This is a genomic window from Sporomusa sp. KB1 (assembly GCF_007830295.1).
In the GTDB taxonomy this organism is placed as follows: Bacteria; Bacillota; Negativicutes; order Sporomusales; family Sporomusaceae; genus Sporomusa.
The window spans coordinates 137,576-163,624 of the sequence record NZ_VLKC01000001.1 but is presented as its reverse complement, the minus strand read 5'-3'; the positions used below and the strand labels follow the sequence as shown (position 1 = coordinate 163,624).

10 protein-coding genes and 1 other annotated feature (1 of these 11 running past the window's edge) are annotated in these 26,049 nt (G+C 43.0%); of the genes, 7 read left to right on the top strand and 3 right to left on the bottom strand.

Going from position 1 to position 26,049, the window contains the following annotated elements; all coding sequences use genetic code 11:
* The first annotated feature begins 13 nt into the window (after positions 1–13).
* The 4 genes from SALPA_RS00670 (at position 14) to SALPA_RS00655 (ending at position 18,104) form a co-directional block, all read left to right on the top strand.
* Positions 14–1,012: an ATP-binding cassette domain-containing protein gene (locus SALPA_RS00670; protein ID WP_255450700.1), complete on the top strand. Its 999-nt coding sequence runs from the start codon at positions 14–16 to the stop codon at positions 1,010–1,012.
* Between the two features lie 40 nt (positions 1,013–1,052).
* Positions 1,053–1,535, top strand: a complete 483-nt coding sequence (tsaA, locus tag SALPA_RS00665; protein ID WP_255450699.1) for a tRNA (N6-threonylcarbamoyladenosine(37)-N6)-methyltransferase TrmO — start codon at positions 1,053–1,055, stop codon at positions 1,533–1,535.
* Between the two features lie 538 nt (positions 1,536–2,073).
* Positions 2,074–3,318 (top strand): MFS transporter, encoded by a 1,245-nt coding sequence (locus SALPA_RS00660; RefSeq protein WP_145088510.1) that lies wholly within the window; start codon positions 2,074–2,076, stop codon positions 3,316–3,318.
* 41 nt (positions 3,319–3,359) lie between these two features.
* Complete coding sequence (locus SALPA_RS00655) at positions 3,360–18,104, top strand: non-ribosomal peptide synthetase (RefSeq protein ID WP_186450836.1); 14,745 nt, start codon at positions 3,360–3,362, stop codon at positions 18,102–18,104.
* A gap of 122 nt (positions 18,105–18,226) precedes the next feature.
* Here the strand turns inward: SALPA_RS00655 and SALPA_RS00650 are convergent, their stop codons facing one another.
* The 3 genes from SALPA_RS00650 to SALPA_RS30670 all read right to left on the bottom strand — a co-directional run bounded on the left by SALPA_RS00650 (position 18,227) and on the right by SALPA_RS30670 (position 20,985).
* Positions 18,227–18,895, bottom strand: a complete 669-nt coding sequence (locus tag SALPA_RS00650; RefSeq protein WP_145088506.1) for a GNAT family N-acetyltransferase — start codon at positions 18,893–18,895, stop codon at positions 18,227–18,229.
* A gap of 364 nt (positions 18,896–19,259) precedes the next feature.
* Positions 19,260–20,090: an aldehyde ferredoxin oxidoreductase C-terminal domain-containing protein gene (locus SALPA_RS30675; RefSeq protein WP_255450698.1), complete on the bottom strand. Its 831-nt coding sequence runs from the start codon at positions 20,088–20,090 to the stop codon at positions 19,260–19,262.
* Between the two features lie 31 nt (positions 20,091–20,121).
* Positions 20,122–20,985, bottom strand: coding sequence for an aldehyde ferredoxin oxidoreductase N-terminal domain-containing protein (locus SALPA_RS30670; protein ID WP_255450697.1), 864 nt, complete (start codon positions 20,983–20,985; stop codon positions 20,122–20,124).
* 642 nt (positions 20,986–21,627) lie between these two features.
* Here SALPA_RS30670 and SALPA_RS00640 point away from each other — a divergent pair.
* The 3 genes from SALPA_RS00640 (at position 21,628) to SALPA_RS00630 (ending at position 25,332) form a co-directional block, all read left to right on the top strand.
* A complete protein-coding gene (locus SALPA_RS00640; RefSeq protein WP_222427791.1) occupies positions 21,628–21,969 on the top strand; it encodes a MarR family winged helix-turn-helix transcriptional regulator in 342 nt (113 codons plus the stop codon).
* A 380-nt stretch (positions 21,970–22,349) separates the two neighbouring features.
* Complete coding sequence (modA, locus tag SALPA_RS00635) at positions 22,350–24,530, top strand: molybdate ABC transporter substrate-binding protein (protein ID WP_222427790.1); 2,181 nt, start codon at positions 22,350–22,352, stop codon at positions 24,528–24,530.
* Positions 24,531–24,933: 403 nt separating this feature from the next.
* The gene (locus tag SALPA_RS00630) at positions 24,934–25,332 is read left to right on the top strand and encodes a CBS domain-containing protein (protein WP_145088502.1); all 399 of its coding nucleotides are present in this window, start codon (positions 24,934–24,936) and stop codon (positions 25,330–25,332) included.
* Between the two features lie 702 nt (positions 25,333–26,034).
* Positions 26,035–26,049 (top strand) — a sequence feature (23S ribosomal RNA rRNA prediction is too short); it runs 254 nt beyond the window's last position.

The window sequence follows — 26,049 nt, the reverse complement described above, 5'->3', positions numbered from 1 at the left end:
AAAGCTGTCTTCTATGACGATGCAAGAATTGTTTACTGCCTATCCGTATGCGGCTGATTTTTTTCAAGCCTTACCATTGCCGGTTAAACCGTTTGACCGGGTTTGTAATTATTTTTCAAGTATGGACGAAGAAACTTCCCAGGATTTAGGGATGGATCAGCAGGTTCTTATCGAACAATTTGTCGCTTTTATGACTCAAATGCAGCAACTGCAGGTTGCGGAGGAGGCAGTCCAGTCTGTTACTATTGTTGGCGGACAAGACAAAGACGGTCAGAGTGAAAATATAGCAGTAACAATTAATGCCGGTGAAGTTATTTGCATCGTGGGACCAACCGGTTCGGGGAAGAGTTGTTTGCTGGCAGATATTGAATGGATTGCTCAACGGGATACGCCGACAAAACGAAAGATACTGATCAATAATCAGATTCCGGATGGCAAACGCCGCTTTTCCATCGAACATAAGCTGGTTGCTCAACTTTCGCAGAATATGAACTTCATTATGGATTTGACGGTTGAGGAATTTGTTCAGATGCATGCCGAAAGCCGAATGGTGGAAAATGCGGCGGAAATTTGCGCTAACATTATTGCGAAAGCCAACGAATTAGCTGGCGAGAAGTTCTTGCCAGGTACGCCGGTTACCTCATTAAGCGGCGGTCAATCCCGTTCCCTGATGATTGCGGATGCGGCCTATTTGAGCAAATCACCGATTATCCTGATTGATGAAATTGAGAATGCCGGAATTGACCGCCAAAACGCGATTCGGCTGTTGGTTGACAGACAAAAAATTGTATTGATGGCTACTCACGATCCGATTTTGGCCTTAATGGGCGATAAGCGGCTGGTGATTAAAAACGGTGGAATTAAGAAAGTCATTGTGACTTCAGAGCAAGAACGCCATAATTTGGTCTTGCTGGAGAAATTGGATCGTCAACTATCCGCAATCCGGGATATATTGCGTAACGGGGGGTGCATTGATCTAATACCGGCGGAACCGGGAGTGACAATTTGTTAACTCCGTCTGTGCCGCCAAGTTCAAGAGGATGTAGAGGTGAATGATGATTTATTATAAACCAATTGGCGTCATTCAGTCGCCGTTTAAAGAGCCAAGAGGAACGCCTATTCAACCAACGGCAGCGCGGGATGTGGAAGGTATCATTGAAGTATATCCCGGTTATTGGGAGGGCTTGAAAGATATTGAAGAATTTTCACATCTGATCCTTCTTTATCACCTGCATCTGGTAAAGGAGTCTGGTTTATTAGTTAAGCCATTTCTGGGCGATGAACTGCATGGCATCTTTGCTACGCGATCACCGGGAAGGCCAAACTCCATTGGTTTTTCAGTAGTGCGTCTTACCAAGGTTGAAGGCAATAAACTTTGTATCAGAGATGTAGATATTGTAGATGGAACTCCTCTTTTGGATATAAAGCCTTATGTAGCAGAATTTGATGCCCGGCAAGATGTAAAAGCCGGCTGGTTTGAACAGAATATGCATAAGCTTGCGACAACAAGAGATGATGGGAGATTTGCAAAATAAGTATATATAAGGCCTGCATTCGCCTGATGATCTTGCGCAACTAAGCGAAGCCTAAAGCCGTCCGAAGCAGGCAACTCTAGCATCTATTCACGCAGATGCTTTTTTTTTTATGTCTATTTATACTAAAGAAATACCAATATTATTAAGATTTCTTAATCAGTATCGTGGATGGGATTATTGAAAATGTGGACTTAGTATCGCAATTTCTTTAAAAAATCTTTAAATTTCTCTGAAAAGCATTATGGTAAAATAAGTCTAGAACAAACAATCCCGATCATAAAATGCTCGATGTAAGACTTGAAATGAGAGAAAAGTACGAAAATTAAAGGTTTTTTTGCAAAAGTATGGAATTTAAAGGTAAAATACCTTGTAGATTTTGTATGAGATGTATTATGGTGGGAGGCAAATGACCGGCAGTTTCAGTTTAATATAAATCCGCGGGACACCTCGGGTTTGTTGTACCAGCCATTGCCAGTCCATATGTCAGCAAAAGGCAATACGATTCATTAACTGTGTGCAGCATGGGAAGGAGTAATCAATGGTAGAAAAAAACGGAATTATTTCTCAACACCCTCTGGTTTTATTCAGGGACTTTCGTATGCTTTTTCTGGGCCGAATTATTTCCGCTATCGGGGATAAATTTTTTACTATTGCACTTGCCTGGTGGGTGGTTTCGTATGGCGGGGAAAACAGTAAGCTCCACCTGGCTTTACTGATGGCCAGCAATGTAGTAGGAGTGGTGGTGTTTGCCCCGTGGATGGGAACCTTGGCTGATAAATTGAATAAAAAACATTGTATGATGGCCGCGGATGCCGTTCGGTTTAGCATTTTAGCACTGCTTTCTTATTTTTTTTATCGAGAAGAATTTAGCTTGCCCTTTTTATATTTTTGCTGCTTTGCGATTGCCGCTTTTGTTCCTCTGTTTGAAGCCGCTGCCGGCAGTTCCCTGGGACTGCTGACTGATACCAAAAGGCTACCGGAGGCTGTGGCAATTGACTCTTCTATTTTAGGATTATCTAATGTTTTAGGAGCTGCAGTCGGCGGAATTGTTTTAGCGGCTATTGGAATGTTGGGAGCTTTTGTGGGAAATGGATTGACTTTCCTGCTTTCTTTTTGCTTTATCTGGGCTATTCGTACCAATTTAGAATCCTCTACCAGTTCGCGGGCGGAAAGTCAGCAGGGAAAGATGGGTGAAATTATTGCTTACTTAGTGAAGAAGCCTGCCATCGGCATTTTGGCACTGATCCTTTGTATCATTAATTTTTTTGCGGCTCCGTTACTATTGTTTATTCCTATGATCGTTAAATTTCTGCTACAGTACTCTGTTGGCTGGGTGGCCGCCATGGAAGGAGCCATGGCCTTAGGAACAGTAATCGCCACACTTATACTAAGTTGTTTCCCCAGGCTGAATCAGGGGAGTATTTATCCGAAAATTTTCTTGAGCGTGCTAACCATGGGGGCTATGGCTTTAGTAATGGCTTGGGTCCCCAACGGGTTGGCAATTACCGGTGCTCTTTTTATTTCCGGCATTGCGATGGGCTTGGTTAATACTACGCTGCAGGCAACATTCCAGCAAATTATTCCTAATACAATAAAAGGAAGGTTTTTTGCTCTTGCCGGTGCGGCTAGTTTCGCGCTTGTGCCGCTGGCTTATGTATGTAATGGTTTGCTTTTACAGTATTTTTTGCTTCCGTGGGTTATTGCGGTTAATGGTATAACCCTAATGATCACGTCGGTAGCTTTTTTATTCATACCGCAGGTAGCAGAAGACACTCACGAATGACTGTAAAAGATATAAAACGAAATATTTGGGGGAGGAATTTTATGAAGAAGCCTGTTTGTTATCCGCTTAGCCATCCGCAACAGCGGATTTGGTCTACGGAAATGATGTTGCCTGAAACAAGTTTCGCTAATATTTGCGCGAGCATGCTACTGAAAAAAAGTAATATTAACCTGGAATTGCTTACGAAAGCCATCAATCTGGCCATTCAGCATAATGAAGCCTTGCGTATCCGGCTTATTCAGAGCGACAGTGGTGTGCAGCAGTATGTAGCAGAATACCAGGAAATTGACCTGGATGTAATCCAAGGCCCTGGTTTGTCTGAGTGGTTTAAAAAACAGTCACAGACCCCCTTGGCCTTACTGGATGCACCTTTAGCTTATTTTGCCTTGGTAAAATATTCGGAAGAAAGCTATGGATTTTATATTAAACTGCACCATGTAATTAGTGATGGGTTCTCGTTTTCCATCTTGAATAAGCAAATTGTAGAATATTATGAAAAACTGGAAAGCGGAAGGGATATAGAAGCGATAGCTAAGCCTTCATTTACCGATTATTTTGCACGGGAAGAAGAGTATTTGGTTTCCCAGCAATGCACGCAAGACCGTGAATATTGGCTGCAACGACTTGACAATCTTCCGGAGCCGCTTACTATGCAATTTTCTTCAACAAAAACTGGTATTGCTGCCACACGCCGGATTTTTGGTGTAGCGGAAGAGCTGCAAAATAAAATCGATCAATTTTGCCGCGAACAGGAGACTACCTTATTTCGGTTTATGATGTCTGTACTCTATATGTACTTGGCCCGGGTCTACCGCAGCAATGATATTATTATCGGTACAGCTTATTTTAATCGGGTGAATAGAAAAGAACTTAATACCATTGGTATGTATGTAAGCACAATACCTCTGCGCATAGCGGTTGATGGTGAGAGTACATTTGCCGATTTACTGAGTCTTGTTCATTGTCAGTTAATGGAAGATATGGCTCATCAGCAGTATCCCTACAACTTGCTTGCACAGGACTTGCGCGCGAGGGGACAAACACCTGATGGCCTGCTCAATATCAATGTGGTGCAAATACCCAATGCCAAAGCTGATAAATTTGTTACCAAGGAATGGTATCAGGGAGCTGACCCAGCCCTACTAAATATGGTGATTAATCCTAATCAACTTCCGAAAGGTTCGCCGTTAGAGATAGCTCTTGATTATCGCAATGATTTATTTAATGCGGCTGCTATCGAGCGATTATTTGCTGGTTTGCTGGCGTTAATCCAAGATCTATTGGATAACCCGCAGAAACAACTATTCCAGCTGGAAATTATGCCTGAAGCAGAAAAACAGCAGCTCTTAGTGGAATTTAACAAGGCGCAGCTACCTGTTCCGGACAAAACCTTTATTGAGTTATTTCAGGAACAAGTGGACAAAACTCCTGAAAATATTGCGGTACTGGATTTCCAGCAAAGCTTGACCTATGCTGAGCTGGACAAGGTAACTGATAGTTTAGCTGCCCGTTTGCAAAATCTTGGTGTTGTACCTGATACCGTAGTTGGGATTATGGTCCCCCGGACTGCCGATTTTGTTATTGGCACCTTGGCAATCATGAAAGCAGGGGGGGCTTATCTGCCGATTTCAGCCGACTATCCTGATGGAAGAATTCAATACATGATTGCCGACAGCAAGATTCCTGTTTTGCTGGGAGTAGAGCAGTTTAAGGCAAAAACGGTTGGGTTTCAGGGTACCTTTATTGATATGGGGATGCCCGGGTTATTTGATTATCCGGTTCAGAATCTGGCAAAAGTTAATAGACCTTCAGACCTGGCCTATATCATTTATACCTCAGGTTCAACAGGCAACCCCAAAGGGGTAATGATTAGTCATGCTAATCTGATTCATCTGTGTATTTGGCATAACAGCCAGTATCAAACAACGCCAGATGATATTTCAGCCTTGTACTTTAACACCAGCTTTGATGCCTCTGTAAAACAGATTTTCCCGTTTCTGATTGAAGGGGGAGCTGTTCTCATTATCCCGGAAGAGCTGCTGCAAGATATTACAGGTCTGAATAAGTATATTGTCGAAAAAAAGGTAACCTTTATTGGTCTGCCAACTCAGTTTGCCGAAACCTTTATGGCCAGCTGTGACAATAGTATTTTGAAATATATGATTGTCGGTGGGGAAAAGCTGCGTAGTTATAAGCCACGCGGCTATCAATTAATCAATGAATACGGCCCTACCGAGTTTACGGTCTGCGCGACTTATTATCTGGTGCAACAACAGCTGGATAATATTCCGATTGGGAAACCGGTTGCCAATTCGTGGGCTTATATTCTGGATCAAGCAGATGCCTTACAGCCGCTGGGCGTACCAGGGGAACTTTGCTTGGCAGGACCGCAAATTGCCAGAGGCTATTTAGGCCGGCCAGACCTAACAAACGAAAAGTTTATCGATAATCCATTTCAGACCTGTGGAAAAAATGCCAAGCTGTACCGTACCGGCGACCTAGCCTGTTGGAATGAACAGGGTGAGCTTATATACCTAGGCAGAATGGACAATCAAGTTAAGCTTAGAGGCTTCCGGATTGAGCTTGGGGAAATAGAAAGTGCCATGACAACCTTTGACGGAATTACCGAAGGTGTTGCTGAGGTTAAAGAAATTGGCAAAGTCCAGCATTTGTGCGGTTATTTCACTGCCAATATGGAAATTGACATAAATCAATTACGAGAGCATCTGAGTCAAAGCCTTGCTGAATATATGGTGCCAACTGCCTTTATGCAGCTTGATAAAATTCCCCTGACACCAAACGGCAAGGTAGATAAAAAAGCCCTGCCAACTCCAGTCATCGAACGTCAAGAGCGAGTACTGCCGCAAACGGAAAGTCAGCAGCAACTATTTAACCTAGTAGCCAATCTGTTAGGGACCGACGACTTCGGCATTACCGATGATCTATTCCATGTAGGAATGACTTCTATGTTGGCAATAAAGATGTCAACCGCAATCTACCAGCAATTCAATAGCAATATAAAAACAATCGACATTATTAACAACAAAACCATCGAAAAGCTGGCAGCAATCCTCCAAACTACTGTCCAAGCAGAAGCAGCAGTTTTTGCCAAAAGAGAATTCTATCCACTCACGGAAAATCAGCGCGGCCTTTACTACGAATGGGAAAAAGAACGGGCAGCATTGCAATACAATATTCCCGAGGTAATCAAATTCTCCAATAAAGTAGATCCCCATAAGCTGCAAACCGCTGTTGAAAAAGTGATAGAAGCCCACCCCTACCTGAAAACCTGCCTGGGAACCCAAGAAGGGCAAGTTGTACAACTAAGACAAGATGGCCAGCCAGTAGCCATTCGCGTAGCAAAAGCAAGCGAAGCAGAAATAGAGAGCATCAAAGCAGCCTTTGTTCAGCCCTTTGACCTCTTTGCCGGGCCGCTCTACCGCATTGCCATTTACTATACAGAAAACTACACTTATTTATTTATGGATATCCACCATATCATCGTTGACGGCAGTGCAATAGGGGTGTTCACCACTGACTTAGTAACAGCCTATAACGGCGCAGAACTTCAACAGGAAAGCTACACTGCCTTTGAATATGCCCTCGAAGAAGAACAGCTGGCAGGAAGTGAAAAATATCTTGTAGCCGAAAAATTTTTTGATAACAAGCTAAGCGGGAACATGACCGAACTTCCCCAAACAAGCAAAGGAGAAGGCACCGGGCAAGCTGAAGTCGTTGTCGTCAATGTTCCAGGCCAAAAGCTAATGGAATTTTGTAAAGAACATGCCGTAACGCCAAGTAATTTATTTCTGGCAGCACTCTGCAATACCCTAACCCGTTATACAAGAGAAGAACGAATAGCCATAACCACAATTTCCAGTGGCAGAAACGAAAGTAAACTAATTGGCATTATGGGAATGTTCGTAAGAACCCTGCCGGTAGTTGTTCAGATTAATCCTGGGGAAACAGCGGTAGCTTGTGTTAAGGCAATACAAGAGAATACGTTTACAACCCTGGCCAATGAACTGTATCCTTTTACTAAAATGGTCGAAAAACATAAAATTGTACCACAGATTAACTATGTATATCAGGGCGGTGTGCTCGACACCGTTGAACTTGCCGGTCAACCCTTGGAACCAGAAGGCTTAGCACTTAATAAAGCTAAATTCCCAGTATCTATAGTTGTAGGCCTGAAAAATGATGAGTATGAACTGTCTATTGACTATGACGGCAGCCTATATACAAAGGCATATATTGAGGGACTAAGCAGTGCGATAGCTGAATGCGTCAATCAAATCGCAGAAAATCCCGAACAGAGCTGCGGCAAACTGGCAATCATCTCTAAAGAAACTGAGCAGAAACTGTTAAACGATTTTCGAGGTCGAAGTGTAGCTTATGACAGGCAGGCTACCTTCCTTGACTTATTTAAAAAGCAGGTTGAAAAAAATGCAAGCAATATTGCGTTGGTTGATGAACAGAGCAGTTTTACCTACGGACAAACAGATGGTTATACTGACTGTCTTGCCAAAGAACTTGTACGCTTAGGCGTAACGGCAAATACCTTTGTAGGCATCATGCTGCCAAGGCGTAAAGAGTTCATGGTAAGTGTTATCGGAACCATGAAAGCAGGCGGGGCCTATGTACCACTAGACAATGAGTATCCGCAAGAAAGAATCGAGTATATGCTTGAGGACAGCAAAGCCAAAGTGTTAATTACTGAAAGGAGCATCTATCAGCAAAAAGGTATGCAGGTAGACAATGTCATCTTTATTGATGAATTTGATTTTGCCACAGCAAGCAACCAAGACATCCAGCTTACAGTGCCAACTACAGAAAATCTAGCCTACATGATTTATACATCAGGCTCAACCGGGAAGCCCAAGGGAGTTATGATCAGGCATAAATCGTTAGCGGCATTTTTAGCATGGCGGACAAGAGATTACCAATTAACAGCAAAAGATAACCTCTGTTGTCACAGCAGCTTTAGCTTTGATGCTTCAGTGGAAGATTTATTTACAGCACTTAGCGTTGGCGGCCAATTGCATATCATCAGCGAAGAACTGCGGCAAAATATGCATGGCTTACATCAATACTTTCATGCCAATCACATTACCGGCGGTACCTTTAGTACACAGTTTGGCATGGAATTACTCAATCAATTTGATTTGTCGCTGCGATATATAATCATGGGCGGCGAAAAGCTCAAACAAGTGAAAAAAACAAATATAAAAATGGTAAATGGCTATGGACCAACAGAGTTTACTATTTGCTCCAGCTATCATGTGGTAGACCAAGAGAAAGATAGTGGCAACATACCAATCGGCAAGCCTGTCGCAAACTCCTGGGCGTATGTGGTTGATAAAAACAATAACCTAATGCCGATAGGAGTAGCCGGAGAATTATGCATGTCAGGTAGTCAATTAGCACTCGGTTATTGGAACAGAGAAGAGCTAACGAAAGAAAAGTTCATCGACAATCCGTTTAAGACCTGCGAAGAAAATGCCAAGCTGTACCGTACCGGCGACTTGGTTTGTTGGAATGAAAATGGTGAGCTTGAATATGTAGGGAGAATTGATAATCAAGTAAAACTGAGAGGTTTCCGTATTGAGCTAGGAGAAGTAGAAAATGCAATGGCTAAATTTGCCGGAATCACAGCGAGCGTAGCTGAAATTAAAGAAATTGGCAAAGTCCAGCATTTGTGCGGCTACTTCACAACGAACAAAACGGTTAATACGGAAGAACTAAAAGAACATCTGGCCGCAAGCTTGACTGGGTATATGGTGCCGTCTTTCCTAATGCAATTAGATAGTTTGCCGCTGACACCTAACGGTAAAGTGGATAGGAAGGCGCTGCCTTTACCTGAGATACACGGCAGCGCCACGTATGTAGCTCCTCACAATGAAACAGAAGCCATTCTTGCCAGCGTATTTGAAATGATACTAGGCATAGAGAAGATTGGGATTGATGACAGCTTCTTTGCTTTAGGTGGAGATTCTATCAAGGCCATACGGATGGTGTCCAAACTTCGTGAGCAAGGCGTTTTTGTAACAGTGCCAATAGTGATGCAGGGAAAAACCATTCGTGCTATTAGTGAAACAGCCGCCTGTCAAGGTACGACGCCAACTATTGATCAGCAAGCCGTCGCAGGCGAAGCTCCGTTAACCTTCATTCAAGCCTATTTCTTTGCGCAAAACTTGCCTCGTCCCCACCATTTCAACCAATCTATAATGCTGGAATCAGCCCAGCGCGTAGACGAAACCGTACTAGGTCAATCGTTACATGCCTTGACAGCACACCATGACATGCTGCGGGCTGTTTATCGTTCGGCTGGTCGACAAGAGATTCGTCCGGTCGAAAGCGAACAACTCTACAGTCTGACTACCTATGAGTATCAAGAAGATAACCGGTGGCAAAGTGCTATGGAAGTAGCCTGCAATAACATGCAAGCTGGGTTTGATTTGACCAGTGGTCCCATGCTGCAGGCCGGACTCTTCCGTACACCGTCTATCGATATGCTATTTATTGTCATCCATCATCTGGTAGTGGACGGAGTATCCTGGCGTATCCTCATCGAAGATATAAATACCGCGTACAGACAAGTCATGCGAAGCGAGCAAATTGCGCTTCCTCCTAAAACCGTATCCTTCAAAATGTGGAGTGAGGCCATCGGACGTTATCGCACAAGCTATGCGATCAAACAGGAAATTCCCTACTGGAAGAAGGTACAGGATAGTTTTTCTGCCGGGCGTATTCCTGCTGCTTGCTCCGGGGAGACAGGTTTGGGAAATGTAAGTGTGGCGATAGACGAAGAGCAAACTCGTGCCTTAGTTTCCACCGCCTCCATAGCCTATCATACCGAAGTCAACGACTTACTGCTCTGCGCTCTCGGGAGAGCAGTGCATAAGGTTACAGGGCAAACAACGGTAAGCATTAATCTGGAAGGTCACGGCAGAGAACCTATTGGTGAACATCTGCCAATTGACCGGACAGTAGGCTGGTTCACCAGCGTATATCCTATCGTTCTTACTGATATCGGTTTCGATATAAGGAGTGATATACGTCGCGTAAAAGAAACACTGCGACGTGTGCCAAACCACGGTATCGGTTACGGTATTCTCCAATATATCGGTGAGACCGCATTAGACCAACAGCTTCAGCCAGATATCTCCTTTAACTACTTAGGGGAATTATCTGAAGAACATACAGGGGCCTTGTTTGCTGTAAATAACCAAGCACCGCAGGGGCAGGCTGTCTATGAAGGCAACACCTTTGGTTCGCCCATTGCCTTAAATGGTTTAGTGAAAGATAAGCAGCTATTGATGGATATCGGCTATGACCGAACAAAATACAAGGATGCCATGATAACGCAGCTAGGGGACGCTTTCGCCCAAGAACTAAAGCTGCTGATAGCCCATTGTGTTTCCCATGAAAATATTGAGATAACGGCTGCCGATTTAGGCGAAATAGTCTGGAATGATACCGAATTCGAAGCCTTATTGCAGCAGACGAAAGCCAAAGGCTGGGAAATAGAGTGCATCTATCCACTAACCCCTATGCAAGAGGGAATGCTGTTTCACCGCCTGGCTGAACCAGAGTCTACCAGCTACTTTTTGCAAAACATTTTTCGTTTGACTAAGCCATTATCTGTAGCTTTATTACAAAAAGCACTCTACCACTTGGGACAAATACATGAAGTACTCCGGACCGCTATTCTTTACAAAGGTCTGAGTGAATCTCGCCAGGCTATTCTCAAGGGAAGAGCTTTTGAAGTAAGTCAGGTGGACATAAGTGGTGCTAGTGATACGTCAGAACAGCTGGAAATGCTTAAACAACAGGATATTCAGCGCGGCTTTGATCTGCAGGAAGATCCACTACTGCGAGTAACCATAGTAAAAATATCCGCAGACAATTATTGTCTGATCTGGAGCACACATCATATCATTATTGATGGCTGGTGTCTTTCCCTTGTCATGAACGATTTTATGAATATCTGTAACACTCTCTATGCCGGTCAGGAATATATTGCAGTTGGGCAACCAACAAGAACACGCTATGAGGACCATGTAAGAAGCCTTCTCGCTCAGAATAAGGAAGCGGCCCATACCTATTGGAAAAATCTCCTTTGCGGCTACTCTACTGACGCAGCGATTCACCCATTGGGTATTCCTACTGGCGGCGAGGAACAGGAAAGTACAGTAACCTACCAGTTCAGCAAAGAAATTACCGAACAAATACAAACTGTTTGCAGTCACTATGATGTGACTATCAACACCGCAGTCGAGGCAGCCTGGGGCTTGGTGCTGCAAAAATATACCAATACCGGGGATGTCGTATTCGGGAAAGTAGTATCTGGCAGAAATACAGGCATTGCCGGGGCAGAGGAAATGGTCGGTCTCTTTATCAATACCATTCCGGTACGTGTGCAAACAGACAAGGAGGAAACCCTTGGCAGTCTGCTGCAAAAACTGCAGCAGCAGGCCATCGAAAGCACCCGCTATGACACCTGTGCGCTCTCTGAAGTCCAGCAATTAAGTGATGCTGGCAGTAGTTTGATCAGGACAATCATGGCATTTGAGAATTACCACATCGCCGAACCCAAAATACAGCAAGCTGCTATTGATTTTATACCTGAGGCGGTCCGCGAACAAACCAACTATGGTATTTCGGTTATAGCCTATCTTCAGGAAAGCCTGACAATCGGGATTACCTATCATACCAATACATATGGTAATGCGGAAATTGAACAAATTCTGGCGGGAATGGCTGCTGTATTAACAGAAAATCCAACCATATTATGCAAAGACATTGCTATTATAAGTGACGAACAACTAAAAACATTGGAATGCTTTAACCAGACCGATACCGAATACCGCAGTCCATGTGGCAGTATCGTTGAAATGTTTAAGCAGCAAGTACGACGAGTGCCCAATAATATCGCCGTAGTCTATGAGCAAAAGCAATATACCTACCAAGAACTTGATGAAATAACCGATAAGCTCGCCAAAAAACTCAAAACAGTAGGTGTCGGCGCGGAACAAATTGTAGGTGTACTTATTGATCGCAGTGAATATATGGTTATTTATCCACTGGCCATCATAAAAGCCGGCGGAGCCTATATGCCGCTAGACTATTCCTTTCCAACCGACAGACTGGAGTTCATGATCCAAGATGCCGGTGTTCAACTGATACTATCTGAGCAAAATAGAGTAGCAGAACATCTTCCTCAATTTAGCGGAACGGTAATAACAACTGCAGATATTGCCACAATCGAGGTTGACGAAAGTATAACCCTGACGCTTCCCGTGCCTAAGGATATGTTTGTCATACTCTACACATCAGGGTCTACAGGAACTCCCAAGGGTTGCATACTTGAAAATCATAACCTGGCCAATTATTGCAATTGGTTTCAAGCGTATTACCGCGTAACTGAAAATGATCGAGCAGCAGGCTATGCAAACTTTGGCTTTGATGCCCATATGCTGGATATCTATCCCTATATCACCTGTGGAGCAGCGACCTATATCATCCCAACAGCAATGCGACTGGATTTTATCAAACTTAATCAATACTTTGAAGAAAATCAACTTTCCATAGCCTTTATGACTACCCAGCTTGGCAGACAGTTTGTTGAAGAATTTGATAATACGTCATTACGGGCACTCCTTGTGGGTGGGGAAAAGTTATTGCCGATCAAAAAACCAGCCTATGATTTTTATAATGTCTATGGGCCGACAGAATGTACGCTTTTTACAACAAGCTATGAAATCAAGAATGATTACAATAGTGCAATTATTGGCAAGCCACTGGCTAACTATCAGCTCTATGTGCTGGATACCAATCTGCAACTGCTTCCCATCGGAACTGCCGGTGAACTGTGCATTGGTGGGGCTGGTGTTGGTAGAGGCTATTTAAACCGTGAAGACATAACCCGGGAAAAGTTTATTATGTGGCAGGGGAAACGTATTTATCGAACAGGCGATCTGGTACGATGGACCAAGGATGGTGAAATTGAATACCTGGGGAGAATGGACGGACAAGTAAAACTACGCGGTTTGAGAATTGAATTAGGCGAAATTGAAAGTCAAATCCTAACTTATGAGGGCATAACAAGCTGCGCTGTTGTCGTTAAAGAAATTGGCGGCACACAGCACCTTTGCGGCTACTATACAGCGGAAAGCAACATTGATGTAGAAAAACTAAAAGAACAACTGGCCGCGAAACTTACAACCTTCATGATTCCGACTGCCTTTACTGAGCTAGCTCAACTGCCGCTTACTTCAAACGGTAAAGTAAATCGCAGAGCTTTGCCTGATCCGGTGATTGAACGTCAAGAGCGGGTACTGCCACAAACGGAAAGTCAGCAGCAGCTATTTGACCTGGTAGCCAACCTGTTAGGAACAGAAGACTTTGGCATTACCGATGATCTATTCCATGTAGGCATGACCTCCATGTTGGCAATAAAGATGTCAGTTGCCATCTATCAGCAATTCAACCTCAACATCAAGACAAATGATATCCTCCAAAACAAAACCATCGAAAAGCTGGCAGCAATCCTCCAAACTACCGCCCAAGCAGAAACAATAGCAGCTTTTGCCAAAAGAGAATGCTATCCACTCACAGAGAACCAACGCGGCCTTTACTACGAATGGGAAAAAGACCGGGCAGCACTGCAATACAACATTCCCGAAGTAATCAAATTCTCCAATAAAGTAGATCCCAATAAGCTGCAAGCCGCTGCTGAAAAAGTGATAGAAGCCCACCCTTACCTGAAAACCTGCCTGGGAACCAAAGACGGGCAAGTTGTACAACTAAGACAAGATGACAAACCAGTAGCCATTCGCGTAGCAAAAGTAAGCCAAGCAGAAATAGAGAGCATCAAGGCAGCCTTTGTTCAGCCCTTTGACCTCTTTGCCGGGCCGCTCTACCGCATCGCCATTTACTATACAGAAAACTACACTTATTTATTTGTAGATATTCACCATATCATCTTTGACGGCAGTGCCTTAGGGGTGTTTACCGCCGATTTAGTAACAGCCTATAACGGTGCAGAACTTCAGCAGGAAAGCTATACTGCCTTTGAATATGCTCTTGAAGAAGAACAACTGGCAGAAAGCGAAACATATCTTGCTGCAGAAAAATTCTTCGATCATATGCTAAGTGACAGCATGACTGAACTTCCCAAAGTAGCAAAGGGAGAGGGGGAAGGTCAAGCTGAACTTGTTGTCACCAATATTCCCGGACAGGGCATAACAAACTTCTGCAAAGAAAATGCTGTAACGCCAAGCAGCGTATTCCTGGCAGCACTCTGCAATACCCTAACCCGTTATACCAGAGAAGAAAGAATAGCGATAACCACGATTTCCAGCGGCAGAAGCGAAAATAAGCTAAATGGCATTATGGGGATGTTCGTAAAAACCCTGCCGGTAGTTGTTCAGATTAATCCTGGGGAAACAGTGGCAGCTTGCGTTAAGGCCGTGCAAGAAAACATGTATGCAACCCTGGCAAATGAAATCTATCCCTTTACCAAAATGGTCGAAAAACATAAAATCGTACCACAGATTAACTATGCTTATCAGGGCGGTCTGTTTGATACTGCTATCCTCGAAGGACAAGCCTTGGAAACAGAGATCCTGGCGCTGAACAAAGTGAAATTCCCCTTAGCAATTGATGTAAGCCTGAAAAATGAGGAGTATCAGCTTGTTATTGAGTATGATGAAAGTCTGTATACTAAGGCGTATATTGCGACCCTAAGCAGTGCCTTGGCTGAATTTGCCCAACAAATCGCCAAAAATCCCCAGCTGTTATGCAAAGATATTTCCCTTGTAAATGAAAAGCAGCGACAATTGCTGGCAAGCTTTATTCCTGCAAGCGAGGACTATGCCGACCAAACCCTGCAAGAACTATTTGAGAAAGCGGCAGCCGCAAATGACGAGAAACCAGCACTTATCGCAATTGACAAAACCTTATCCTATGCCGCGTTGAATACGGCGGCAAACAAAATAGCAAATGCATTAATCGCCAAAGGAATCAAACCAGAAGACAAAGTCGCCTTTTTATTGCCACGCGACAGCAGGCTTATTTGCACGATATTCGGCATAATCAAATCAGGCGGTGCCTTTATTCCGGTTGATCCCGAATACCCGGCAGACCGAATCAAACATGTGCTGGAAGACAGTGAAGCCCAATATATAATCACAACGGAAAGTAAGCAGGCAACACATCAGTTTAGCAATGGCTTAGTTGTTGATGAATTATTGCAAAATAAGAATGAAGCTAATCCCCAAACCGAAGCAACTGCAAAGAATCTGTGCTATATCATCTATACCTCAGGCTCAACCGGCAAACCCAAAGGCGTAATGATCGAACATCGCAATATTGTAAATTATGTATTGCCGCTAAAATCTAACTTCTATATTAACAAGATAGTAACCACTTGTTCGACAATGCTATCAGTCACTACCGTCGCCTTTGATGTATTCCTGGAAGAAGCCTTAGTAACACTCGCCAATGGCTTAACCCTGGTTTTTGCCGACGAAGATCGAGCCAATAACCCCATGCTGTTAGCTGAGTTTATTACGGAAAACGGTGTTGATGTGATGTCGACAACTCCCTCACGGATAATGCAGTATATTGAAGCAGGGGCTTTTGCTAAGGCGCTTGGTAAAATTAAATTAATTATCTGCGGCGGCGAAAAATTTCCGGTAAACTTCTTTACTGCGCTGAGAAAATATACGGCGGCGCTAATCTATAATACCTATGGACCGACCGAAACCACGATAGCGACAAATGCGAAAGAACTTGAAAATGAAGAAATAACAATCGGCAAAGCACTGTCTAATGTTGCGCTGTATGTTGTCGATAAAGAGTTGAATGTACTGCCAATCGGCGTAGTTGGCGAATTACTCATTGGTGGAAAAGGGGTAGGCAGAGGATATTTAAACCGCCAAGACCTGACTGACGAAAAGTTTATCCAGTTTAAGGGCGAACGAGTCTATAAATCTGGTGACTATGCCAAATGGACGGCTGCTGGCGAAATTGATATTATGGGCAGAATGGATGATCAGATTAAGCTGAGAGGGCTTCGGATCGAGCTAGGCGAAATTGAATCCCGCATGAATGAATATGCAGGCATAACGGCAAGTGTAGTTACGATCAAACAGCTGCAAAATGCAGATTATCTTTGCGCCTATTTCACCGCGAAAGACAAAATAGACATAAGTGATTTACGCGAGTACTTAAAGCGGCAGCTTACCGCCTACATGGTGCCTACCACCTTTACCCAGCTAGACAAGATGCCAGTTACACCCAATGGAAAAATGGATGTAAAAGCCCTGCCAACGCCGGAAATCAAGAACTACAATGAATATGTTGCGCCTACGAACGAAGTGGAAGAGCAGCTTTGCCATATTTTTGCGGAAACGCTAACACTTGACAAAGTAGGCATTACAGACAGCTTCTTTGACCTTGGGGGCACTTCCCTGCAAGCCATGAATGTAGTAGTTAAAGCAATGGCACTCGATATTGGAATAACCTATGCCAATGTCTTTAAACATCAAACGCCGCAAAAACTTGCCGAGTTTTTAACCAACAACGTAGAAGAAGCGGTAACTACCGACGTGAGTGCCTATGACTATAGTGCTATTGATAAACTTCTCGCCAAAAATACCTTAAGCGAAATAACCGAGACGCCAATCGGTGATATCCTCTTAGCCGGCGCTACCGGATTTTTAGGAATTCATATCCTGAAAGAATTCCTGGAAAACTATCCCGGCAAAGTGTATTGTCTCATTCGTTCCAAAGATAATATTGCCTCTGATACCAGGCTGAAAGTCCGGCTAGTATACTACTTTGACAATGAGTATGCTGAACTGTTTGGAAAACGGATCTTTACCGTAGAAGGCGATATTACCGAATTGGCAGCAAGCCAAGTAACAGTCGATACAGTAATAAACTGCGCGGCGAATGTTAAACATTTTGCGGCCGGTGATGAACTGGAAAAAGTCAATGTCGGCGGCGTACAAAAGCTAATCCAGTATTGCCTGGACAATAAGGCACAGTTAATCCAGGTTTCCACTACCAGCGTTTCCGGAACAGGCGATGCGGCCATGAAGGATTGTAAGATTAAAGAATCCCAGCTATATCTGGGACAAACCTTAGACAATAAATATATCTATAGTAAATTTTTGGCAGAACGGTGTGTGTTAGAGGCAATAGTAGATAAGGGATTGAAAGCCAAAATCATGCGTGTAGGCAATTTGATGTCGAGAAATACAGACGGAGAATTCCAAATCAACTTCCAGGGCAATTCCTTTATGAATAGTTTAAAATCTTTTAAACTGCTAGGGAAATTCCCGGTAGCATTTATGGGTGGTGCGGAAGAGTTTTCGCCAATTGATAGTACGGCAAAAGCCATTGTAAAGCTGGCGCAAACCAATAAGGAATATACGGTATTCCATCCCTGTAACAATCATGCTATCTATATGTCGGATATTATCTACGCAATGAAAGAGTATGGCTTTGCGATCGATATTGTAAGTGACCGTGAGTTTGCAGAATGCTTAAAGGAAAAGATGCAGGAGGCTAAACTTATGCCCGCACTTACAGGAATTTTGGCATATCAAGAAAATAGCACAGAAAAACCAGTCTATGGATTAGGTAGAACAAACGAATTTACAACAGAGGTTCTATACAGACTAAACTTTAAATGGCCACTGACTTCAGAAGTATACATTAAGAAAGCAATTGAAGCATTAGACGGATTAGGGTTCTTTGATACCGAGTATTAAGGAAAGAAAAAGAGGAGGTATTACCTCCTCTTTTCTTTCCTAACTCGCTACTGTGGCTCCTGCTTTGTAAACATAAAATAATCCCCACCTTGAACCATACAAGATGAGGATTACATAGGCCTTTAACAGCCTTTTGTTAGTTCTTTCACCATTAGCGCACAATATCCCTCCAGATTTTCAAAAGGGTTAGGGCCATCACAGTTTAGATCACCATAGACTATACGATTTTCTTCCCGAAATCCTAATTTCTCCAGGACTTTTTTTGATTTTAAGCTGGTACACTCGGCGAGGGCATATTTATATCCTTTAGAAACTGCATTTGCCAAAGCTTTTTCTGCTAAGCAAGTTGCTATCCCCAGCGCCTTAAATTGGGAATCTACTCCGGTATAAAACATATGCAGACAATCTCCAGCAATGAAGTCCATTTTTTGGATAAAGCGATTCCCCAATTCCTGAAGCAACACACTCGAAGGTATTACTTGCTGCATAATTACGGGATCAACAGCTTTCGCACGTGCGGGATCAAATTTTAGATCAACACAAATTGCGAAACCAATCACGTTACCTGTTGCTTTTTCAATCGAAATATAACTCAAGCCATCCTCGGCTGCAAGTTGGCAATAATCTTCGGCTAAAGAATGAAATTGCTGGTGGCTCAACCCCAGGCTTTTTGTCATTGGCTCTTCAAAAATAAATATTTTGCTAAAACAGGCAGCAGTTTGCTCAGTGTCAGCAAAAGTCAGCAACTTATATTCTATAAGCTCATTAGTGTCTAGAGTACTTTTACTCATGATACTTACCTCCTCAAAATCAGTTCACGACGGTGATCGTATAGTATTGGTTAAGAAAATTTCAACTTGTTTTCAGTATAGCAAAGTTTACCAAAATAGGATAGGTTTTGATTAGGAAGGTAGTGCAATTTAGACAAAAATAAACAATATATGAAATTTAAAAAGGTTTTTGTAGGCTATGTTTATATACAGTTACTATTTGTACTAAAACTATATGTTTTTTAATAAGTGGGAGGGGCCGTGCTAAAACTCTTACGTTTCAACACGGCCCCGTCTTTGTTTGGTTAAACTGTCCACAGCTATATCATTCCATGTCACTTAACCTTTAGCAATACAGTCAGTGACTACGGTCTTTCTTAGCTGACTAGAAATTGAATACTTCGTCGATTTCTTCGTCTGTAAAGTCCCAGGTAGTGTTATGTGGTGCACATTCTTCCTCGAAGAACTCCGGCAAACGGTCATCGGCATTGGTAAAGCCGGCCCGATGGTTGAAGCCGCGCTCAGCCTTGAGAACAGATTTTCCGAGCTCAGTAACATCGTCGGCGGTAAGAGACAGACCATACTGGGCATTAATCATATCAATCAACGCCTGGAAACCATCGGGAATGTCCAGGATAGCGAACGCAACAAACAGGCACATACCGGTGCTGTCAACAGCGGCAGTGGCAATTTGCAGGTTGCGGGACAGTTCGATATTACCCTCTTTTTTCAGCGGGTCGACATCGCCGCCGATCTTGAGGATATTGGTAGCAACCGCATAACCGGACGTATGGTCAGCGCCCATCGGAGTGGTAGCGTAGGTCAAACCTACACCCTTAACCGCACGCGGGTCGTACGCTGGAATTGCCTGGCCCTTGACGACAGGAACCCTGGAAACGCCATAGACGCGTCCTACGGTTGCTGCACCACAGCCGAGAATCCGGCCTTGGGGAGTGCCCTTGCGAATTTCTTTAATCANTTCCAGGGCAGCCTTGCCATCGCCCCAGGGAATGACACCGCCTTCCATATAAACACCAATGGCAACAGTGATATCAATGGAATCTACACCAACATCATCGCATTCACGGTCAGCATAGGCAATAAGGTCAAGGTCATTAATCTTGGCGTTGGCGCCAAGAGCCCAAATAGTCTCATACTCAAAACCGCTGGTAATATATTTGCCTTGCTTGTCAACATAGTGCTGGGAGCAACGCATGATGCAACCGGCATGGCAGCCGTGGCTAGGTTTACCACGCGGGCTTCATGGTCGCAGTCATAGTTTCGCCGCCGATGTCATTGGCCCATTCGTTCCGGCCACGGCGGAAATTTTCAGTAGGCAGACCGCCGGCTTCGTTCAGAATGTTGACCAGAATGTTGGTACCGTATTTGGTTATACCCTGACTGGTGACCGGATGAGTTGTAAGGGCTTTGGCAAATCGCTTGGCAGCACTTTTGAAATCCTCGCGATTAGCAATGGGAACACCGGGAGCGCCAGTATCATCAATAACAACCGCTTTTATCTTTTTGGAACCCATGACAGCGCCCAGGCCGCCGCGACCGGCACTGCGGATATTGCTTTCAGGATCGGCAAAGGAAATGTTGGCTGCCAAAAGCTTCATTTCACCGGCCGGACCAATGATGGCCACACCGGCTTTAGCACCGTATTTTGCCTGCAGGACTTTAATGGCTTCGTAGTTACCCATGCCGATGGTTTCAGCGGGGGCATCTTCAATGGTCACATCATTCATTGTAATTTTGACGACGTAATACTTATCTTCTGCCGGAATTCCTTCAAACACAATTGCTTTAATGCCCATTTTGGCCATCTTTTGACCAAACGTGCCGCCAGTGTTACTTTCTTTGATACCCCCGGTTAACGGGCTCTTAGCGCCACAGGAAAGCCGGCCGGAATTGGCAGCGTTGGTACCGGTAAGATAGCCGGGTGCAAAAATTAGTTTGTTGTTTTTCCCCAGTGGATGACAGGTTGGCTTCACTTCGTCGGCGACGAAGTTGGAAGTAAGCGCACGGCCTGCTATGCCGTCGTACTTCTCAGGAACCTCGCTGGTAGCAACATTCTTTGTTGCCATGTCTACACGGATAAATTTACTCATAAAAAAACCTCCTCCATAATTGCCATGTTAATTATTAAAAAAGAGGTGCTAAAAATATTTTAGTAAATATTTTAATAAATCATTTTAGAACCTCTTCTTCTTTAAATTTTCTCCCTAAGGCATCACCAGAATAAGAAGTGAACTTGTTTCAGCATAGCTGAAACATCGGCGGGAGTCTTAACTCGCCGCAAAAGATAAAGTATGTAAACAGCAAAAAAAGGAAGCCCGTAATACGGACTTCCTTTGCATAATGGCAGGTGCAAAAATTCCTTTTTGCGCCCTGTTTACTATCTCCTGGCTGGCGATAGCAACTCGGAACTCTTAAAACAATATATTCGCTTCCATCCTTAAAATTCCTGCAAGAAAAAAAGAATTTTAAGAAAATTAGTATATTTTTTTATCGGTCCGTCTAAATTTGGACAACTTTTCTATAATTCTCCCTGCTTTCTGATAGCTATTGACTCAAACTGTTAATGCATTTACAATATTGCTAGCATGTTAACAATTAAGCCTTGGGGGGTGACATAAATTACTAACAATGATATTTCGGACCGTTATTTTTCAATACGTACGCTGATTGAACTGACCGAATTCCAGGATAGCTTAGATGATGTATTGGAGATGCACTTTGCCCGGTATAGTTTGTCCAAGGCTAAGTTTAATGCTCTAATTCAGCTATTCATGACAGGTGGGCAAGGGCTGACACAGTCAGAATTAGGCAAAAAGTTGCTGGTTTCCCGAGCCAATGTTACCAGACTCATTGATCGATTAGAAAAAGAAGGCCTGGTGATTCGCAAAGGTGATCCAGCTGATAAAAGGGTTCTCCAACTTTACCTTACAGACCGGGCTAGTATGCTCATGAACACCTTTGTTCCTATCCATAACCAGTATGTGCATAAGATCATGTCTGTGCTTGATACTGATGAAAAAGAATTGCTTATTACCTTGTTAGATAAGCTTAAAAAAGGATTGGATCAATGTTAGTCAGGACGATAGCTATAAACAATAGCATTTTTACAATGATTACTTTAGCGGTAAGTGGCAGGAAGATTGGAAGTGATTTAGATTCAAAAACAACATAAACAAACTAAAACATAGATAGTTAATATTTATTATCGTTTTAGTTTGTTTATGATTATTGATAATATTGACAGTATTAACATAACAATATATAATTTTATCTAAAATGGGAAATAATCCCGCGGATAAGATCGTTTTAGCCAATACTGCAGAATTTTTTGCGTGATGGCTCTTTTTGAATTTAACTATTTATTTTTTGCGGCGAGTTAAGACTCCCGCCTCTGCAGGCGGCGTTTGTTCAGGTGGGGTAGACTCCCCTACCTAAACCCACCGATGTTTCAGTTGTGCTGAAACAAGTTCACTTAAACGGAGATATTATGAGCAACTATATGTCTAATGTAGTAAGCTGTCAATACAAGAAAAAACCTGATGAGCTGGATAAGGTACTTCGTTTTGTGCCGTCAAGTATTGGTGAGGCATTATTGGTCACTGACCTGAACGCTAAGATACTGTTTATGAACAGTACGGCAGAAAACCTCACGGGTTATTTAGAAGCAGAAGTTTTGGGTACAACGGTTATGGAACTATTTGAAATAATTGATACAACCACCGGCAAGGTTGAGTTTCCAACAGGCGACAGAACCAAAAAAAATACAGTTATTAGATTTGGTAAAAATACATCTCTTTTCACAAAGCATGGTAAAGAAGTCGCTGTTTATGGTTCGGTTTCTCATATAATGAATGATGCTAAGAATCTCGTCGGGTATGTGATTGCTTTTTTCGATATGACCGAGCAGCGGCGGCGCGAAAGAGTATTCAAAGACAGTGGCATGCGGGATAATCTGACAGGTCTCTATAATCGTTCTTATTTTACATGGGAAACTACGCGAGTGAAGGGAAAGCAATCTGTTCCAGTTGGTTTGATTATGTGTGACATTGACGGGCTGAAAATTGTAAACGATACACTGGGTCATAATGCTGGTGATAATCTGCTCAGTGTCGTAGCGATGATACTGAAGAAGAGTTTTCATGAGGAAGATATAGTGGCCAGAATCGGCGGAGATGAGTTTGCTATTTTGCTTTTCAAAAGCTCGAACTCCGCGGTAAGTAACGCATGCCGGCGAATTCGCAAAAATATCGCGGAGTACAATGAGATGAATGCCGGACTACCGCTTAGCGTTTCTCTTGGCTATGCTGTCGGTAATAATTTATCGACAGATATCAGTAAATTAATTGAACAAGCAGACCGAAACATGTATAAAGAGAAACAGCAGCAAAGCAGAAGTATTAAGCGATCTGTCGTCAATACCATCATGCGGATGATTGGAACAAAAGATTTCATTACCCAAGGGCATTGTGAACGCGTAAAAAACCTGATGGAACCAGTGGCCTTGTCCTTGGGTCTATCTGAAGAGAGTATAAATGAACTAAAGCTATTAGCTGAGTTTCATGATATCGGCAAAGTTGGCATAGCTGACCGAATACTATTAAAACCAGGTACACTCACTGACGAGGAAAGAAATGAGATGCAGCGGCATTGCGAGATAGGGCAACAGATTGCCATGGCAGCGCCGGATCTTGCTCATATAGCCAACGGAATACTAAAACATCATGAATGGTGGAATGGTACAGGCTATCCACAAGGCATAAAGGGAGAAATCATACCCATTGAGTGTCGCATCTTAGCTGTTGCCGATGCATACGACGCCATGACAAATGACCGGCCCTATCGCAAGGCTATGGCACCCGAAGCAGCATTGGCGGAATTGAAAAAGGGGGCTGGCATTCAGTTTGATCCAGTTGTGGTAGTGGAATTTACACGCATGCTCGGAGCGCTGAAAGTATATGCTGCAGCCAGTGTCAAGGATGCACTCTTGAAAGTAAAACGAGCATATATTGCTAACAACCCGGAGCGACGTTTGTTGCTTCGATTCGGTGGTTCGGGTGAACTGAAGCAACAAATAGAAGACGGAGCACTGGCGGATGTTTTTATTTCGGCAGCGCATAGCCAAATGAACCAATTGCAGGAGAAAAAGATGTTACTTGATGAGACGAGAATAGAACTTCTGCAAAACAGAATTGTCCTGATTGCATCGAAAAATTCTGATATTTCCTGCAATTTTCAAACGCTAACCGAAGACCAAGTAAAAAAAATAGCTGTTGGTAATCCCGAAAGCGTACCGGCAGGTAAATACGCCCAGGAATTGCTAATGTCACTGGGGATTTTCGAAATCGTAAAAGCAAAATTGATTATTGCTAAAGATGTCCGGCAAGTTTTGGCCTTCGTTGAAACAGAAAATATTGATGTGGGTATTGTATATCAGACTGATGCCCAAATATCCAAAGCGGTGAAAATTCTTGACCGGGCACCCTTGGAGTCATGTTCGCCAGTGGTATATCCTGTGGCAGTAATGAAGGACAGTAATAATATTGAAGCAAGTAAGGAGTTTATTAAATTCCTTACTGAATATCAGGCCCGAGAAATATTTAAGAAATATGGCTTTACGATTTGCGGTGGATCATAAAGTGGCAATTTACATGGGACTAATGGCATATCAACTATCGAATCAGAGTAAACGCTCTGGTTATTTGAATCTGAAATCGAAACAAGTAAATTTGATTCTATAGTAAAAGGAACCGGCTTGGACAGCGTGATATCCAAGTTTAACTATTCTGAAAATGACTCTCTTACCCTTGATGGCAATAATATATCAATAGGCCAGATAAAATTATTGGGAATAACAAGAGCTTTGCTGCAAAATGCCCATTATTATTTCTTTGATGAAATAACTAAAAAGGATTGCTTTCAGAACTTACCTGTTTACATGAACTTTTAACGGAAGTATACTGGACGTAAGAATGAGTGTTCATGAAAGTTTTCCTACACTTCAGTCGAATTTAGGTAACTTTTCGCTATTGGAGGAGCGTATGAATAGTGCATTTTTTCTAATCCCCAAAAACGAAGTAGTGTATATGTCCATAAATTCTACTATGCGCCAAGCACTCGAAAGAATGGAATATCATCGTTATACCGCTATTCCGCTTATTGATGAATTTGGTAAATATGCTGGGACCATTACTGAAGGTGATTTTCTGTGGAAGATGAAGAATACACCAGGGTTAACATTTTCCGATACTGATCGGATCCTTATTAAAGAGATCCCCATGAGAATGATCAATAACCCGATACACATTGATGCTCAAATGCAAGATCTGCTCTCATTGGCTATTGCTCAAAACTTCGTTCCAGTTGTTGATGACAGTAGAGTATTTATTGGAATTGTTCGCCGTAGGGAAATTATAGAGTACTATGCGAAACTACGGTAGGGCTGTAAAAAAGTTTGAACAACGGCAAAAAACATTGAATACGAATTAAGAAGTTCTTTTTTCGTCATAATCAACTAAAAATAGGGACTGTGATACATAAATATCTTTAATATCTTTGATTTTGCGAAGACACGGCACTAGAGTACTGATAGGCCGTGTTTTCGTTCGTCTTTTAGGCAAGATAGGAAAGTCGATAATAGGAAGCCATTTAAGTATTCTCCCGTAACCCCCGGCCTTTGCCGGAAAAAGCGTTCCGCCGGAGAAAAGCCGAGCGGTATTCCGTTAAAAAACCCGTACTTTTTGATACAATTATAAAAAGCCAAAAAGTTATAGTTGACATAAGCGGAAGGACATGATAATCTATAAAAAGTCGCTATGAGCGGCGGCAATAATTGGTAAAAGAAAAATAGTGTTGACATAAACTAATGAAGATGCTATTATAATATTCTGCCGTTAAACATGGCACATCGGTTACGGACAACGCGTACCGTCCATGGTACGTCTGTGACAAAACGTTCCCTGAAAACTGAACAATGTAAGTAATGCATCAAAAAAGCCAGATGTGCGGTTGTATGTCGCTTGCGACATACAAAACCAAAAACAATTTCTTAATAGCTTTAAAGAGCCAATTGGCTTTTCATAAAATTTTTATGGAGAGTTTGATCCTGGCTCAGGACGAACGCTGGCGGCGTGCCTAACACATGCAAGTCGAACGGG